The sequence below is a fragment of the Caballeronia novacaledonica genome, assembly GCF_900258035.1.
Classification (GTDB): Bacteria; Pseudomonadota; Gammaproteobacteria; order Burkholderiales; family Burkholderiaceae; genus Caballeronia; species Caballeronia novacaledonica.
This window is the reverse complement of record NZ_OGTP01000009.1, coordinates 18,223-31,199: the sequence shown is the minus strand read 5'-3', so window position 1 is coordinate 31,199 and position 12,977 is coordinate 18,223. Positions and strand designations below refer to the sequence as shown.

Annotated in this window: 15 protein-coding genes; 6 read left to right on the top strand and 9 right to left on the bottom strand. The window is 63.6% G+C overall.

What is annotated here, in order from left to right:
* The first annotated feature begins 318 nt into the window (after positions 1–318).
* A complete protein-coding gene (rpsT, locus tag NOV72_RS14955; RefSeq protein WP_061119392.1) occupies positions 319–597 on the top strand; it encodes a 30S ribosomal protein S20 in 279 nt (92 codons plus the stop codon).
* Positions 598–744: 147 nt separating this feature from the next.
* Here the strand turns inward: rpsT and NOV72_RS14950 are convergent, their stop codons facing one another.
* Complete coding sequence (locus NOV72_RS14950) at positions 745–1,083, bottom strand: DUF3579 domain-containing protein (protein ID WP_106855387.1); 339 nt, start codon at positions 1,081–1,083, stop codon at positions 745–747.
* Positions 1,084–1,603: 520 nt separating this feature from the next.
* On the opposite strand from NOV72_RS14950, the gene argF reads away from it, so the two are divergent.
* Both argF and NOV72_RS14940 read left to right on the top strand, forming a co-directional pair.
* Positions 1,604–2,533, top strand: a complete 930-nt coding sequence (argF, locus tag NOV72_RS14945) for an ornithine carbamoyltransferase (RefSeq protein WP_106855386.1) — start codon at positions 1,604–1,606, stop codon at positions 2,531–2,533.
* Between the two features lie 162 nt (positions 2,534–2,695).
* Complete coding sequence (locus NOV72_RS14940; RefSeq protein WP_106855385.1) at positions 2,696–3,925, top strand: argininosuccinate synthase; 1,230 nt, start codon at positions 2,696–2,698, stop codon at positions 3,923–3,925.
* Positions 3,926–3,991: 66 nt separating this feature from the next.
* On the opposite strand, the gene murB is transcribed toward NOV72_RS14940, so the two are convergent.
* Positions 3,992–5,008, bottom strand: coding sequence for a UDP-N-acetylmuramate dehydrogenase (gene murB, locus NOV72_RS14935; RefSeq protein ID WP_106855384.1), 1,017 nt, complete (start codon positions 5,006–5,008; stop codon positions 3,992–3,994).
* 99 nt (positions 5,009–5,107) lie between these two features.
* Here murB and NOV72_RS14930 point away from each other — a divergent pair, with 99 nt between their 5' ends.
* Positions 5,108–5,593, top strand: coding sequence for a YajQ family cyclic di-GMP-binding protein (locus NOV72_RS14930; RefSeq protein WP_106855383.1), 486 nt, complete (start codon positions 5,108–5,110; stop codon positions 5,591–5,593).
* A gap of 60 nt (positions 5,594–5,653) precedes the next feature.
* Here NOV72_RS14930 and plsY read toward each other — a convergent pair whose 3' ends face one another.
* The 5 genes from plsY to queG all read right to left on the bottom strand — a co-directional run bounded on the left by plsY (position 5,654) and on the right by queG (position 9,549).
* Positions 5,654–6,280: a glycerol-3-phosphate 1-O-acyltransferase PlsY gene (gene plsY, locus NOV72_RS14925; protein WP_106855382.1), complete on the bottom strand. Its 627-nt coding sequence runs from the start codon at positions 6,278–6,280 to the stop codon at positions 5,654–5,656.
* Between the two features lie 36 nt (positions 6,281–6,316).
* The gene (gene ybaK / locus NOV72_RS14920; RefSeq protein WP_106855381.1) at positions 6,317–6,808 is read right to left on the bottom strand and encodes a Cys-tRNA(Pro) deacylase; all 492 of its coding nucleotides are present in this window, start codon (positions 6,806–6,808) and stop codon (positions 6,317–6,319) included.
* A 100-nt stretch (positions 6,809–6,908) separates the two neighbouring features.
* Positions 6,909–7,838, bottom strand: a complete 930-nt coding sequence (gene xerD, locus NOV72_RS14915; RefSeq protein WP_106855380.1) for a site-specific tyrosine recombinase XerD — start codon at positions 7,836–7,838, stop codon at positions 6,909–6,911.
* Positions 7,835–8,311: a methylated-DNA--[protein]-cysteine S-methyltransferase gene (locus NOV72_RS14910; RefSeq protein WP_106855379.1), complete on the bottom strand. Its 477-nt coding sequence runs from the start codon at positions 8,309–8,311 to the stop codon at positions 7,835–7,837. The genes xerD and NOV72_RS14910 overlap by 4 nt, the downstream gene beginning before the upstream one ends.
* Entirely contained in the window at positions 8,308–9,549 is a 1,242-nt protein-coding gene (queG, locus tag NOV72_RS14905) for a tRNA epoxyqueuosine(34) reductase QueG (protein WP_106855378.1), read from the bottom strand. The genes NOV72_RS14910 and queG overlap by 4 nt, the downstream gene beginning before the upstream one ends.
* Before the next feature lie 18 nt (positions 9,550–9,567).
* Here queG and tsaE point away from each other — a divergent pair, with 18 nt between their 5' ends.
* Together tsaE and NOV72_RS14895 are read left to right on the top strand one after the other, a co-directional pair.
* The gene (gene tsaE, locus NOV72_RS14900) at positions 9,568–10,155 is read left to right on the top strand and encodes a tRNA (adenosine(37)-N6)-threonylcarbamoyltransferase complex ATPase subunit type 1 TsaE (RefSeq protein ID WP_106855377.1); all 588 of its coding nucleotides are present in this window, start codon (positions 9,568–9,570) and stop codon (positions 10,153–10,155) included.
* Positions 10,137–11,645 carry an N-acetylmuramoyl-L-alanine amidase gene (locus tag NOV72_RS14895; RefSeq protein WP_106855376.1) on the top strand — a complete coding sequence of 503 codons (1,509 nt, stop codon included), beginning with the start codon at positions 10,137–10,139 and terminating at the stop codon, positions 11,643–11,645. Before tsaE ends, NOV72_RS14895 begins: the two co-directional genes overlap by 19 nt.
* 3 nt (positions 11,646–11,648) lie before the next feature.
* On the opposite strand, the gene NOV72_RS14890 is transcribed toward NOV72_RS14895, so the two are convergent.
* Together NOV72_RS14890 and NOV72_RS14885 are read right to left on the bottom strand one after the other, a co-directional pair.
* Positions 11,649–12,527, bottom strand: coding sequence for an EamA family transporter (locus tag NOV72_RS14890; RefSeq protein ID WP_106855375.1), 879 nt, complete (start codon positions 12,525–12,527; stop codon positions 11,649–11,651).
* A 161-nt stretch (positions 12,528–12,688) separates the two neighbouring features.
* Entirely contained in the window at positions 12,689–12,943 is a 255-nt protein-coding gene (locus NOV72_RS14885; RefSeq protein ID WP_106855534.1) for a hypothetical protein, read from the bottom strand.
* Positions 12,944–12,977: the final 34 nt, after the last annotated feature.

Below are 12,977 nucleotides of genomic sequence, written 5' to 3'. Positions count from 1 at the left end.
GCGCCCATGAGACTCCGCGTGCCGCCGACCAAATGCGCCAAATCACCCTGTGGCGGCGTGAATCCACGTGGCGCTTGTCACGTCTCATATTCCCTTGCTATAATTTTCGGTTTCGAAGCTCCAAAATTCTATTGGATCAGGTAGCTTTGCGTCTTTTCCGGCTCTGGCCGGCGATGTTTTAGAGGTTCTCGGGCAATCGTTCCCGGGATTTCAGATCAAAAGGCAGCGCGCTCGAGTGCCCGCGTCAGGGCTTTTCAAGGCCTCCGCCGGCCGCGCGCTCCGGACAAGTAACAGCAGAAACAGGACAAGGAAACCGCCATGGCAAATTCCGCTCAAGCTCGCAAGCGCGCCCGTCAGGCCGCCAAAGCAAACTCGCACAACTCGGCGCTGCGCTCGAAGTTCCGCACGGCCATCAAGGCAGTTCGCAAGGCTATCGACGCCGGCGATCAGGCCAAGGCCGCCGAAGTGTTCAAGTCGTCGGTCAAGACGATGGACATCATCGCGGACAAGAAGATCGTCCACAAGAACAAGGCCGCTCGTCACAAGAGCCGCCTGGCTGCAGCCATCAAGGGCCTGCAGGCCCCCGCTGCCCAGTAATTCCGGCTCGCTTCTGGCGGGCGTTTTCCGGTCATCGCGAGTTTCGCGGGCCGGGCGTTCGCCGGAGCAGCTTCCTGTTTCCGCTGCGCAGTAACGAGAAAGCCCGCTTCGGCGGGCTTTTTTGCGTCTGCGAATTTTGCCGATGTCTCAGGGCTGGTGATGCTGCGTCTGCGTGCCATGGTGCGGCGGCAGTTCGCACGCCTCGGTCACGAGCAGATCGTTGTCCTTTGCAAAGTTCAGCACGAAGTCGAAGGCCATCGGCTCGATGTCGCGCAGGCGCGAATCGACGATCACGACCTTGATGTCGTCGATCATCGTCGGACGGACGTAGATGGAGTATTGCAGGCGGGCATTGGGCCCTTTCGCCTTGGGACCGAAGCCCGACATGACACCGCACAGGCGCTCGGACCAGTCGCTCGGCCGAAACTTCCTCCCGTTTTTGGTGATGCCTTGTATGAAGTATTCGGTCGGAGATGTTTCAGCCATGTAGAAATACCTTTTGACGGCCGGTGACGCGCACCGGGACGCACATGCCTGACGCAGGGCACCGCAATGGCAGGCGCAGGAAGCGCGCCGGGCGGTTTCGCGCGGGTCGATTCTGTCGGAACCGTCCGCGCCCGCGGCAGGAATGGCGGACTCGACAGCACTGGGCAATCCACCGCGAAATCGAAACGCGCAAAGTCGCGCCGACCGGATTCTTACGAACCCCTTCGCCGCAGATGCGCGTGAAACGGTGCTGAGTGTTGCAGAACTGTTGAAAACGAGCGAGCGGAATTATACCGCAGCGACCGCTTTTCCGCAGCGCACATAGACATCGGTCGCGTCCATCAGGGGCACTACGGAGTCGTGCGCCGGGCTTGCGCGCCGGCCATCGTCCTTTTGGCCAGCCTCGTCAAACATCGCAAAATCCTTTATGCTCAAATGCGATACCACTCACGACGGCGGCGCCGTCCGGTCCTGACGCCTCATCGCGGAGCGGCCGGTTCGAAGCCGCCGCTTGCGTTTCATGACCGCCAAGAAAATTCGCCACTATCTTCAGTTCAAGGATTTTTCGCTCGACGACTATGAGTACGTGCTCGAACGCGCGCGCATCCTGAAGCGCAAGTTCAAGAACTACGAGACTTATCATCCGCTGCACGACCGCACGCTCGCGATGATCTTCGAAAAGAACTCGACGCGCACGCGTCTCTCTTTCGAAGCGGGCATCTTCCAGCTCGGCGGCCACGCGGTGTTCATGAACACGCGCGACACGCAGCTCGGCCGCGGCGAGCCGATCGAGGATTCGGCGCAGGTCATCTCGCGCATGGTCGACATCATCATGATCCGCACGTTCGGCCAGGACATCATCCAGCGCTTCGCGGAAAGTTCGCGGGTGCCGGTCATCAACGGGCTGACCAACGAATATCACCCGTGTCAGGTGCTCGCGGACATCTTCACGTTCTACGAGCATCGCGGCCCGATTCACGGGAAGACCGTCGCGTGGGTCGGCGACGCGAACAACATGCTCTACACGTGGATCGAGGCGGCGCACATCCTCGGCTTCAAGCTGCGCCTCGCCACACCGCTCGGTTACAAGCTCGATCCCGCGCTCGTCGCCGAAGAAAGCAAGCCGTTCTTCCAAGAATTCGACGATCCGAACGAAGCGTGCGCCGGCGCCGATCTCGTCACGACGGACGTCTGGACCAGCATGGGCTTCGAGGCCGAGAACGAGGCGCGCATGAAGGCGTTCGCCGATTATTGCGTCGACGCCGAGATGATGGCGCGCGCCAGTCCCGATGCGCTCTTCATGCACTGCCTGCCCGCGCATCGCGGCGAGGAAGTGAGCGCGGAAGTCATCGACGGTCCGCAAAGCGTGGTCTGGGACGAGGCGGAGAACCGTCTGCACGTCCAGAAGGCGCTGATGGAATACCTGCTGCTCGGCAAGCTTAACCACTGAGCCGGCGCACGAGACCAGCCCGCGCATCCCAAATTTACGGAAGCGCGGCTTTTTGATGTCAAAATAGCGTTTTTTCCGCGCACTTCATTGCCCGTCGCGTGCCCGGCGGACGCGAAGCGGCGCACAACCGCCGCACCTGGCTTTTCAGCACACGAGTTCACCATGAGCGATATCAAGAAAGTCGTGCTCGCCTATTCGGGCGGTCTCGACACCTCCGTCATCCTGAAATGGTTGCAGGACAACTACGACGCCGAAGTCGTGACCTTCACGGCCGACATCGGCCAGGGCGAGGAACTGGAGCCCGCGCGCAAGAAGGCGCTCCAGCTCGGCATCAAGCAGGAAAACATCTTCATCGAAGATCTGCGTGAAGAGTTCGTCCGCGATTTCGTGTTCCCGATGTTCCGCGCGAACACCGTCTACGAAGGCGAGTATCTGCTCGGCACGTCGATCGCGCGTCCGCTGATCGCGAAGCGCCAGATCGAAATCGCGCGCGCGACCGGCGCGCAGGCCGTCTCGCACGGCGCGACCGGCAAGGGCAACGATCAGGTTCGCTTCGAGCTCGGCTATTACTCGCTCGAACCGGGCATCAAGGTGATCGCGCCGTGGCGCGAATGGGACCTGCTCTCGCGCGAAAAGCTGCTCGCGTACGCCGAAAAGGCCGGCATTCCGATCGAAATGAAGCACAAGCAAGGCGGCGCGCCCTACTCGATGGACGCGAACCTGCTGCACATCTCGTTCGAAGGCCGCCATCTGGAAGATCCGAAGGCCGAGGCCGAAGCCGAAATGTGGCGCTGGACCGTGTCGCCGGAAGAAGCGCCGGATCAGCCGGAATATATCGATATCGAATTCGAGAAGGGCGATCCGGTCGCGCTGAACGGCAAGCGCCTGTCGCCCGCCGAAATGCTGACCGAGCTGAACCGCCTGGGCGGCAAGCACGGCATCGGCCGTCTGGATCTGGTCGAGAACCGCTACGTCGGCATGAAGTCGCGCGGCTGCTATGAAACGCCGGGCGGCACGATCATGCTGAAGGCGCATCGCGGCATCGAGTCGATCACGCTCGACCGCGAAGTGGCTCACCTGAAAGACGATCTGATGCCGCGTTACGCATCGCTGATCTACAACGGCTACTGGTGGAGCCCGGAGCGCCGCGCGCTGCAGGTGCTGATCGACCACACGCAGGACAAGGTCAACGGCTGGGTGCGCGTGAAGCTGTACAAGGGCGGCGTGTCGGTCGTCGCGCGCGATTCGAAAGAAACGCTGTTCGACAAGGCCATCGCCACCTTCGACGACGACGGCGGCGCGTACAACCAGGCCGACGCCGGCGGCTTCATCAAGCTGAACGCGTTGCGCATGCGGATTGCCGAGAACGCGCGCCGCCAGCGCGGCGTGTAATTCCCGCGTTTCTGGACGTAAAAAAACCCGCCGGACTTTCGTTCGGCGGGTTTTTGTTTGTCCGCTTCAGAGCGTGACCGGCTCCATCTCCAGTTCGACGTCGAAGCGCGCGAGCACATCGCGCTTGATGGCTTCGGCCAGTTCGAGCACCTGCGCGCCCGTCGCGCCGCCGCGATTCACGAGCACGAGCGCCTGACGGTCGTGGACCGCCGCCCCGCCGATGCCGCGCCCTTTCCAGCCGCATTGGTCGATCAGCCAGCCCGCCGCGAGCTTCACTTGCCCGTCCGCCTGGCGGTATGAGACGACGCCCGGTTCGCGCTGCTGCAGCGTCTCGAACGCCGTCGCGCTCACGACCGGATTCTTGAAAAAGCTGCCCGCGTTGCCGAGCACGGTCCAGTCGGGCAGTTTGGCGCGACGCACGGCGACGACCGCATCGAAAATGGCCTGTGCATCCGGTTTCGCGGCGCCTTCGAGCGCGCGCGCGACGTCCGCGTAGTCGGCGCGCGGCGTCCACGCCTTCGGCAACCTGAACACCACCGACGTGATCATGAAGCGTCCGCGCCCTTCCCGCTTGAAAAAACTGTCGCGATAACCGAAGGCGCACGCGTCGCGATCGAAGTCCACGCGCTCGCCGGTCGCGAGTTCGACCGCGCTCAAGCGCTCGAAGCGCTCGCCCATTTCGAGCCCGTATGCGCCGATGTTCTGAATCGGCGCCGCGCCGACCGTGCCCGGAATCAACGCGAGGTTTTCGAGGCCCGGCATGCCTTCCGCGAGCGTCCAGGCGACGAATTCGTGCCAGTTTTCGCCCGCGCCGGCTTCGACGAGCCAGGCATCGTCGTCTTCGCCGATCACGCGTTTCCCGGCGATGCAGACGACCAGCGCGACGCCTTCGAAATCGCGCGTCAGCACGATATTGCTGCCGCCGCCGAGCACGAGTTGCGGCAGATTCGCGATGCGCGCATCGGTGGCGAGCGCGACGGCCGCATCGACGGAATCGATGCGCATGGCGCGCCGCGCGCGGACATCGAAGCCGAACGTGTTGTGGGCGAGCAGAGAGAAATCGGAGAGAAGCTGGAGCGACATGAGCGAGGCGCGTCGGTAGAATGACGACAGGTCCGTGATTATAGCGATTGCGCGAGCGCGCTTCCCCGGCGCGCTCGCCTCAATGAAGGAGAAAGACAGATGCCATCGTTTGACGTCGTCAGCGAAGCAAACATGATCGAAGTAAAGAACGCGATCGAGCAGTCGAACAAGGAAATCTCGACGCGCTTCGACTTCAAGGGTTCGGATTCACGCGTCGAGCAAAAGGAGCGCGAACTCACGCTCTACGCCGACGACGATTTCAAGCTCGGCCAGGTGAAGGACGTTCTGCTGAACAAGCTGGCCAAGCGCGGCGTCGACGTGCGTTTTCTCGACTACGGCAAGCAGGAGAAGATCGGCGGCGACAAGCTGAAGCAGGTCGTCACGGTGAAGAAAGGCGTGTCGGGCGACCTGGCGAAGAAGATCGTCAAGATCGTGAAGGACAGCAAGATCAAGGTTCAGGCGAGCATTCAGGGCGACGCCGTGCGCGTGCAAGGCGCGAAGCGTGACGACCTGCAGGGCGCCATCGCGCTGCTGAAGAAGGAAGTCACGGACACGCCGCTCGACTTCAACAATTTCCGCGACTGATCCGCTGCCGCTTCAGAAGCGAAAAAGCCGTTCCGGTTTGCGCCGGAACGGCTTTTTGCATTATTCGGCGGCTTTCTTTTTGTCCCCGATGCGGCTTTCTTTCCCCGCCAGCAACTTCGAAATATTCGCGCGATGCCGCCAGATGAGCAGCAGGCTCATCGCGAGAACGGCGAGCGAGATGCGGCTCGGCCCGAACAGGAAGACCTGGAAGAACGGCGCGAACACCGCCGCGACGAGCGCCGCCAGCGACGAATAGCGGAAGAAAAACGCGATGATCAGCCACGTGAGCAGCGTCGCGATACCGAGCGCCGGATGGATCGCGAGCAGTACGCCCGCCGCCGTCGCGACGCCCTTGCCGCCCTGAAACCTGAAGAAAACCGGGTACAGATGCCCGAGGAAAACGGCGATTGCCGCGAGCGCCGTGGCCGTGTTGATGTCCGCGCCGTTCCATCCGAAGCTCGCGCCGAAATGCGCGACGATCCACACGGGCAGCCAGCCCTTGAACGCGTCGCCGATCAGCGTGAGGATCGCGGCCTTCTTGTTGCCGGTGCGCAGCACGTTGGTCGCGCCGGGATTGCCGGAGCCGTACGAGCGCGGATCGGCCAGTCCCATCGCGTGACTCACGACGACGGCGAATGAAATCGAGCCGATCAAATAGGACGCGACGGCGACGATCAGAAAAATCATGGTGTCTTTTCAGTGGTGGCGAGAGCGGAACGCATTCTAATCGACGCTCGCGCATTGAACGGGTTTCGCGTTCAGCAGCTCGGTCAGGACGGACGGTTTCAGGCTCACGAGATAGCCGCGCCGACCGCCGTTCAGATAGATCACGTCGAGTTCCAGAATGCTCGATTCGACGTACACCGGCATCGCTTTCTTCGTGCCGAACGGCGACGTGCCGCCCACGAGAAAACCCGAATGCCGGTTCGCCACTTCGGGCTTGCACGGCTCGATGCGCTTCGCGCCGGTCTGCCGCGCGAGGTTCTTGGTGGACACGGTGCGGTCGCCGTGCATGAGAACGACGAGCGGCTTCGCGTGCTCGTCTTCCATCACGAGCGTCTTGACGACGATATGCTCGTCCACGCCCAGTTGCCGCGCGGATTCCTCCGTGCCGCCGTGCTCGACGTAATCGTAGGGATGCTCACCGAACTCGACCTTGTGACGGCGCAGGAACTGCGTTGCGGGCGTTTCGGACACGTGTTTGGCTTTCGACATGCCACGCATTGTAGCGGCGCGCCGTGCCGCTCACCATCGGCCATTCGGACGAGTGTGAAAGGGCGCGGGGCCGTGGCACGATCGTTCGCGAACGCAGTCCTCACCCACGCGGATGATGCTCGCGATGCAGCTTCTGCAGTCGCTCGCGCGCGACGTGCGTATAGATTTGCGTCGTCGAGATGTCCGAGTGGCCGAGCAGCAATTGCACGACGCGCAAGTCCGCGCCGTGATTGAGCAGATGCGTCGCGAACGCGTGACGCAGCGTGTGCGGTGAGAGCGGCGCATGCACGCCGCCCTTCAGCGCATGCCGCTTGATGATGTTCCAGAACTGCTGACGCGTCATGCCTTCGCCGCGCGCGGTGACGAAGAGCGCATCGGCGGAACGCGCGCCGAGCAGCATCGGGCGTGATTCGCGCAGATAGCGTTCGAGCCAGGCATGCGCCGTCTGGCCGAACGGAATCAGACGCTCTTTCGAGCCCTTGCCCATCACGCGCACGACGCCTTCGTTCAGGCCGACCTCGACCGTTTTCAGCGTCACGAGTTCGGTCACGCGCAGGCCGCTCGCGTACATCAGTTCGAGCATCGTGCGATCGCGCAGGCCGAGCGGCGTCTCGATATCCGGCGCGCCGAGCAGCGCTTCGACCTGCGCCTCGTTCAGTGTCGAAGGAAAGCGCGGCGGCTGCTTGGCCGAGCGCAGCTTGAGCGTCGGATCGGACGATACGCGATGCTCGCGCAACGCCCACGCGTAGTAGCGGCGAAACACCGACAAGCGCCGGTTCGCGGACGTCGCCTTGTCGCCGCGACGCGCGGCCATGTAGCCGTTCATATCGGCTTCGGCGGCGGTATCGATCGTTGCGTCACGCGTCTTGCCGAGCCATTCGGCAAACAGCTTGAGGTCGCGCCGATACGCTTCGAGCGAGTTTTTTGCGAGCCCGTGTTCGAGCCAGAGCGCGTCGCAAAAGAGATCGATCGCGTCCTGACTCGCGCTCAGTTGCGGCGTTTGTATGTCTTCAGTCGTTGCGCCCGTCATGCGATCCGTACACCTTCATGCGCCAGCAACCAGCGCTTCACGTTGCGATAAAACCCTTCGCCGGGATGATGCGCGAAGCCGCCGATCCCGCCCGATGCCACTACCCGGTGGCAAGGTATCACGATCGGCAGCGGATTGGAGCCGCACGCCTGCCCGACCGCCCGCGGCACGCTGCCGATCTCGCGCGCAAGCTGGCCGTATGTCCAGACCTGCCCCGCCGCGATGCCGCCGATACCGCGCCACACGCGCTGCTGAAACGCGGTGCCGCCAATCGCGAGCGGCAGGTCGAAGCGCATCGACGGCGCGTCGAAGTAACGGCGAATCTGCGCGGCGGCGTCGCATGCGAGCGGCGTGCGCGGCTCGATATTTTCGACATCATCGGGCAGATAGACGATCTCGCGCACCGACTGCGCATCGGCGCGAATGCCGACTTTGCCGAACGGCGCGTCGATCACGGCATCGAATGGCTTCATGTCTGTTTCCCCTGTTCGAGCGCCCAAAGCACATGTTCGCGCACCAGCGCCGACGGATCGTCCGCACGCGCTTCCAATGCTTCGACAATGGCCTGCCGTTCGCCCGCACCGAGCGACGAAGCGCGCAACGCATTGCCCATCGCGACCGCGATATTGCGCAGCCAGCGCTCGTGCCCGATGCGCCGGATCGCGCTGCCTTGCATGCGCGTGTCGAAATCCCCGGCGCTCCACGCGAACAGTTCGACGAGCGTCGCGCGATCGAGCCCGTGCCGCACGTCGAAATCCGCGACGGGCGCGGCCTGCGCGAACTTGTTCCATGGACAGACGAGCTGGCAGTCGTCGCAACCATAGACGCGGTTGCCGATCAGCGGGCGCATGTCTTCAGGGATGCTGCCGTGCAGTTCGATCGTCAGATACGAGATGCAGCGCCGCGCGTCCACGCGATACGGCGCGACGATCGCGCCCGTCGGACATGCGCCGATGCAGCGCGTGCACTGCCCGCAATGCGCGCCCTCCTGCTCGGGATCCGGATCGACGGGCAAGGGAACATCGACGAAGATTTCGCCGAGAAAGAACAGCGATCCGGCATCGCGATCGAGCAGCAGCGTATGCTTGCCGCGCCAGCCGTTGCCCGCTTTCTGCGCGAGCGCGACTTCCAGAACCGGCGCGGAATCCGTGAACGCGCGATGCCCGAACGGCCCGATCTCCCGCTCGATGCGCTCGGCCAGTTGCTGCAGGCGATTGCGCATGACCTTGTGATAATCGCGGCCGCGCGCGTAAATGGAGACCATCGCTTCGGCGGGCTTCGACAAGCGCGACCATTCGATCGCGCGCCAGTCGTTCTTCTGACCATCGGCTGTCGCGACACTTTCATCGCCCGTTTTCGCGAGCGTTTCCATCGGCAGATAGGCCATGCGCACGGTGATGACACGTCGCGTTCCGGCCACAAGCTCGGCCGGTCTCGCGCGTTTCATCCCATGTTTGGCCATATAATCCATTTCGCCGTGATAGCCTGCTTCGAGCCACTCGGCGAGGCCTTTCTCGGCATCCGTCAGGTCGATATCGCTGATACCGACCGCACCGAACCCCAGGTCGCGCCCCCACATCTTGATGCGTTGCGCGAGTTCTGCCAGCGCGTTTTCATCGATATCGAAAACGCGAGACTCTGAAACGGATTCAGCGGCTGCGTCGCTGGACGCGGTCGTGACTTCAACGGAATGTTCCGGCAATCGGTTCATCACGACATTTTACGAGCAATGCCCGAAAGCCCCGCACGAACGACGCAAGACCTTCCTCCCGCGCTCCTCGAACGCCGCTTCGACCTGCGCGACGAAGCCGCGACGCTCGCTTTCGGAGAACGCTTCGCGCGCGCCATCGACGCCACGCGGCTCGCTGTATCGCATGCTTCGTCTGAACGATTTCACGGTCTGCAGGTCCAGTTGATCGGAGATCTGGGCGCGGGCAAGACCACGCTCGTACGCGCCACGCTGCGCGCGCTCGGTCACGGCGGCCGCGTGAAGAGCCCGACCTATACGCTCGTCGAACCGTACTCGCTCGTCATCGAAAGCGGTCCGATCGACGTTTATCACTTCGATCTCTATCGCTTCGCCGATCCGGCCGAATGGGCCGATGCCGGCTTCCGCGAATATTTCGATACGGGCGCGCTGTGCCTCGTCGAGTGGCCGCAACAAGCGGGCGGCCTGCTCGGCGTGCCGGACCTCGTGTTCCAGCTATCGCTGCCTGACGAGCACGGCTCGCCGGGCGATTCGAACGAAGAAGAAGGCCGCGTTCTGACCGCGCGGGCGTTCAGCGAAACAGGAAAGTCATGTCTCGAAAGATGTTGATCAAGCCATTTCATTCGATCGAAGCGGGTGCCAGCGCGCCGCACAACTGGCGTCGCCGACAAGTGCTGCGCGCGGGCGCCTCGACGCTCATGCTCGCGCTCGTCGCACCGAAACTCGCGCACGCGAGCAGCGTGCTCGGCGTGCGCGTGTGGCCCGCGCGCGACTACACCCGCGTGACGATCGAATCGGACCAGCCGCTGCAGAACGCCAATCAGCTTTTGCAAGGACCGGACCGGCTCGTCGTCGATCTCTCCGGCATCGATCTCGATCAGGCGCTGCGCGATCTCGTCTCGAAGATCACGCCGAACGACCCGCAGATTCAGGCGGTGCGCGTCGGGCAATATCAGCCGCATGTCGTGCGCATGGTGTTCGATCTGAAAGGATCGGTGAAGCCGCAGGTGTTCAACCTCGGGCCGATCGGCAGCTACAAGTACCGGCTCGTGTTCGATCTGTACCCGGCCGTCGCGCCCGATCCGCTGATGGAATTGCTCGCCCAGACCGAGCGCAAGCAGGAAGCGCTCGACCGCGCGAATCCGAATCCGTCCGCGCCGCCGCCCGCCACGCTTTCCGGCCCGGCGACCGCGCAAAAACCAACGACGCCCGATTCCACCGACGAGTTCTTCCAGAAGTACGCGCAGAACGACGCGCCCGCCGAGACCGCGCCCGCGCCGAAGCCCGCGGTGAAGCCGCAGCGCGTGCCGGCGCCGCCGCCCGTCATCGCGAAGAAGGACGACGACGACCAATACGCTTTCTCGGCGCCCAAGCAGGGCAGCGGCACCACGCGCCTCCTGACGGTCGCGATCGATCCGGGTCACGGCGGCGAGGACCCCGGCGCGATCGGCGGACAGGGCACGTACGAAAAGCACATCGCGCTCGATATCGCGAAGAAGCTGCGCGCGAAGATCGACGCCCAGCCCAACATGCGCGCGATGATGACCCGCGACGCCGACTTCTTCGTGCCGCTCAACGTGCGCGTGCAGAAGGCGCAGCGCGTCTCGGCGGACCTGTTCGTGTCGATTCACGCAGATGCGTTCACCTCGCCCGATGCGCGCGGCTCGTCGGTGTTCGCGTTGTCGGAGCATGGCGCGTCGAGCGCGGCCGCGCGCTGGATGGCGGCCAAGGAGAACTCGTCGGATCAGGTCGGCGGCATCAACGTGAAGTCGCAGGACGCGAGCGTGAACCGGGCGCTCTTCGATATGTCGACGACCGCGCAGATCCGCGATTCGATGCGCTACGGCAGCTTCGTGCTGAACGAGATCGGCGGCATCAACAAGCTGCACAAGGGTTCGGTGGAACAGGCGGGATTCGCCGTGCTGAAGGCGCCGGACATTCCGTCGATTCTGGTCGAGACCGCGTTCATCAGCAACCCGGACGAGGAAACGCGCCTGAACGACGACGCCTATCGCGACAAGATGGCCAATGCGATCATGAAGGGCATCAAGCGCTACTTCGCCGCGAATCCGCCGCTGGCGAAGGGCCGCATGACCTGAGGTTCAGCGCGCCGGCAAGATGCGCTGAACGAGCCGCGCGCCGAACACGTTCACCACGAGTCCGGCCATCACGAGCGCCGCGCCCACGACCTGCGCGGCGCTCAATCCCTCGCCGAGAAACACGGCGGCCGACGCAAGTCCGATCACCGGAACGAGCAGCGAAAACGGCGCGACGCTTCCCGCCGGATAGCGCGCGAGCAACTTTCCCCACAGGCTGTAACCGACGATCGTCGCGATAAACGCGAGGTAGCAGATCGCGAACACGGAAATGAGCGGGATCGACGCGAGACTCGCTTCGATGCGAGCCGGTCCTTCGAAGATCAGCGAAAGCGCGAGGAACGGCAGCGGCGGAATCAGGCTGCCCCACACGACGAGCGAGAGCAGATCGACCTTGCCCATGCGCTTCGTCACGACATTGCCGAGCGCCCACATCGCGGAAGCGGCCAGCGTGAAGAGAAAACCGGCGACGGTCATCGCCTGGCCGCCGCGCATGCCGATCAGCGCGAGGCCCGCCGCCGCGATCAGCAGTCCGGCGACGTTCGCCGCGCGGATGCGCTCGCCAAGGAACATCGACGCGAAGATGAGCGTGAAGAACGCCTGCGCCTGCAAGACGAGCGACGCGAGTCCGGCCGGCATCCCGACATACATGCCGTAGAACAGCAGCGCGAATTGCCCGAGCGAAATGGTGAGGCTGTATGCGAAGAGCCAGCGCAGCGGAATTTGCGGGCGCTTCACGAAGAACACCGGCACGGCGGCGAGCGCGAAGCGCAGTGCGCCGAGGAGCATCGGCGGGACACCGTGCAGCCCCAGTTTGATGACGACGAAATTGACGCCCCACGCGACAATGACCACCGATGCGATCAGCAAATCCTTTGGCGACATCGCCCTTCCCCTCGTGCCGTGCACTGTTGGCGAGCCGTAAAGTGTAGCGGAGCGGGCGGCAGCAGGCTTGTCAAATCCTGCGCGCGTGACGAAGGACGCAAAAAAACGCCCGCGCCGGGCAATCGGCGCGAGCGCTTTCTTCGGCGCGTCGGAACGGGCGCTTACTTGCTTTGTCCGCTGTCCGTCGCGGCGTTGTTGCCGGTTTCCGTCGCCGGCGTCTTCTTGGTCGACGCATGCGCCGATTGCTTGTGCGTCTTGTGCTTCTTCTGCGTCATCGGGGCCGCCGAATTGTCGGTGGCGGCGCCGGTATCGTTGCCCATCGCCGCCGACGAATTGCCCGACGACGTCTGCGCGAACGCGCCGGTTGCGGCGAAAAGGCCTGCGGTGAGGGCGATCAACAGCTTGTTCTTGCTCATGGCGAAACTCCTATCGAGGTTGCGAAAGTTGCGT

Coding starts and splice junctions, on each gene's coding strand:
- NOV72_RS14930 (WP_106855383.1), top strand. CDS start 5,108: ATGCCATCGTTTGACGTCGTCAGCGAAGCAAACATGATCGAAGTAAAG.
- murB (WP_106855384.1), bottom strand. CDS start 5,008: ATGTCGCTCCAGCTTCTCTCCGATTTCTCTCTGCTCGCCCACAACACG.
- ybaK (WP_106855381.1), bottom strand. CDS start 6,808: ATGTCGAAAGCCAAACACGTGTCCGAAACGCCCGCAACGCAGTTCCTG.
- NOV72_RS14910 (WP_106855379.1), bottom strand. CDS start 8,311: ATGAAGCCATTCGATGCCGTGATCGACGCGCCGTTCGGCAAAGTCGGC.
- NOV72_RS14885 (WP_106855534.1), bottom strand. CDS start 12,943: ATGAGCAAGAACAAGCTGTTGATCGCCCTCACCGCAGGCCTTTTCGCC.
- NOV72_RS14950 (WP_106855387.1), bottom strand. CDS start 1,083: ATGGCTGAAACATCTCCGACCGAATACTTCATACAAGGCATCACCAAA.
- xerD (WP_106855380.1), bottom strand. CDS start 7,838: ATGACGGGCGCAACGACTGAAGACATACAAACGCCGCAACTGAGCGCG.
- NOV72_RS14940 (WP_106855385.1), top strand. CDS start 2,696: ATGAGCGATATCAAGAAAGTCGTGCTCGCCTATTCGGGCGGTCTCGAC.
- tsaE (WP_106855377.1), top strand. CDS start 9,568: ATGCCCGAAAGCCCCGCACGAACGACGCAAGACCTTCCTCCCGCGCTC.
- rpsT (WP_061119392.1), top strand. CDS start 319: ATGGCAAATTCCGCTCAAGCTCGCAAGCGCGCCCGTCAGGCCGCCAAA.
- NOV72_RS14895 (WP_106855376.1), top strand. CDS start 10,137: ATGTCTCGAAAGATGTTGATCAAGCCATTTCATTCGATCGAAGCGGGT.
- argF (WP_106855386.1), top strand. CDS start 1,604: ATGACCGCCAAGAAAATTCGCCACTATCTTCAGTTCAAGGATTTTTCG.
- queG (WP_106855378.1), bottom strand. CDS start 9,549: ATGAACCGATTGCCGGAACATTCCGTTGAAGTCACGACCGCGTCCAGC.
- NOV72_RS14890 (WP_106855375.1), bottom strand. CDS start 12,527: ATGTCGCCAAAGGATTTGCTGATCGCATCGGTGGTCATTGTCGCGTGG.
- plsY (WP_106855382.1), bottom strand. CDS start 6,280: ATGATTTTTCTGATCGTCGCCGTCGCGTCCTATTTGATCGGCTCGATT.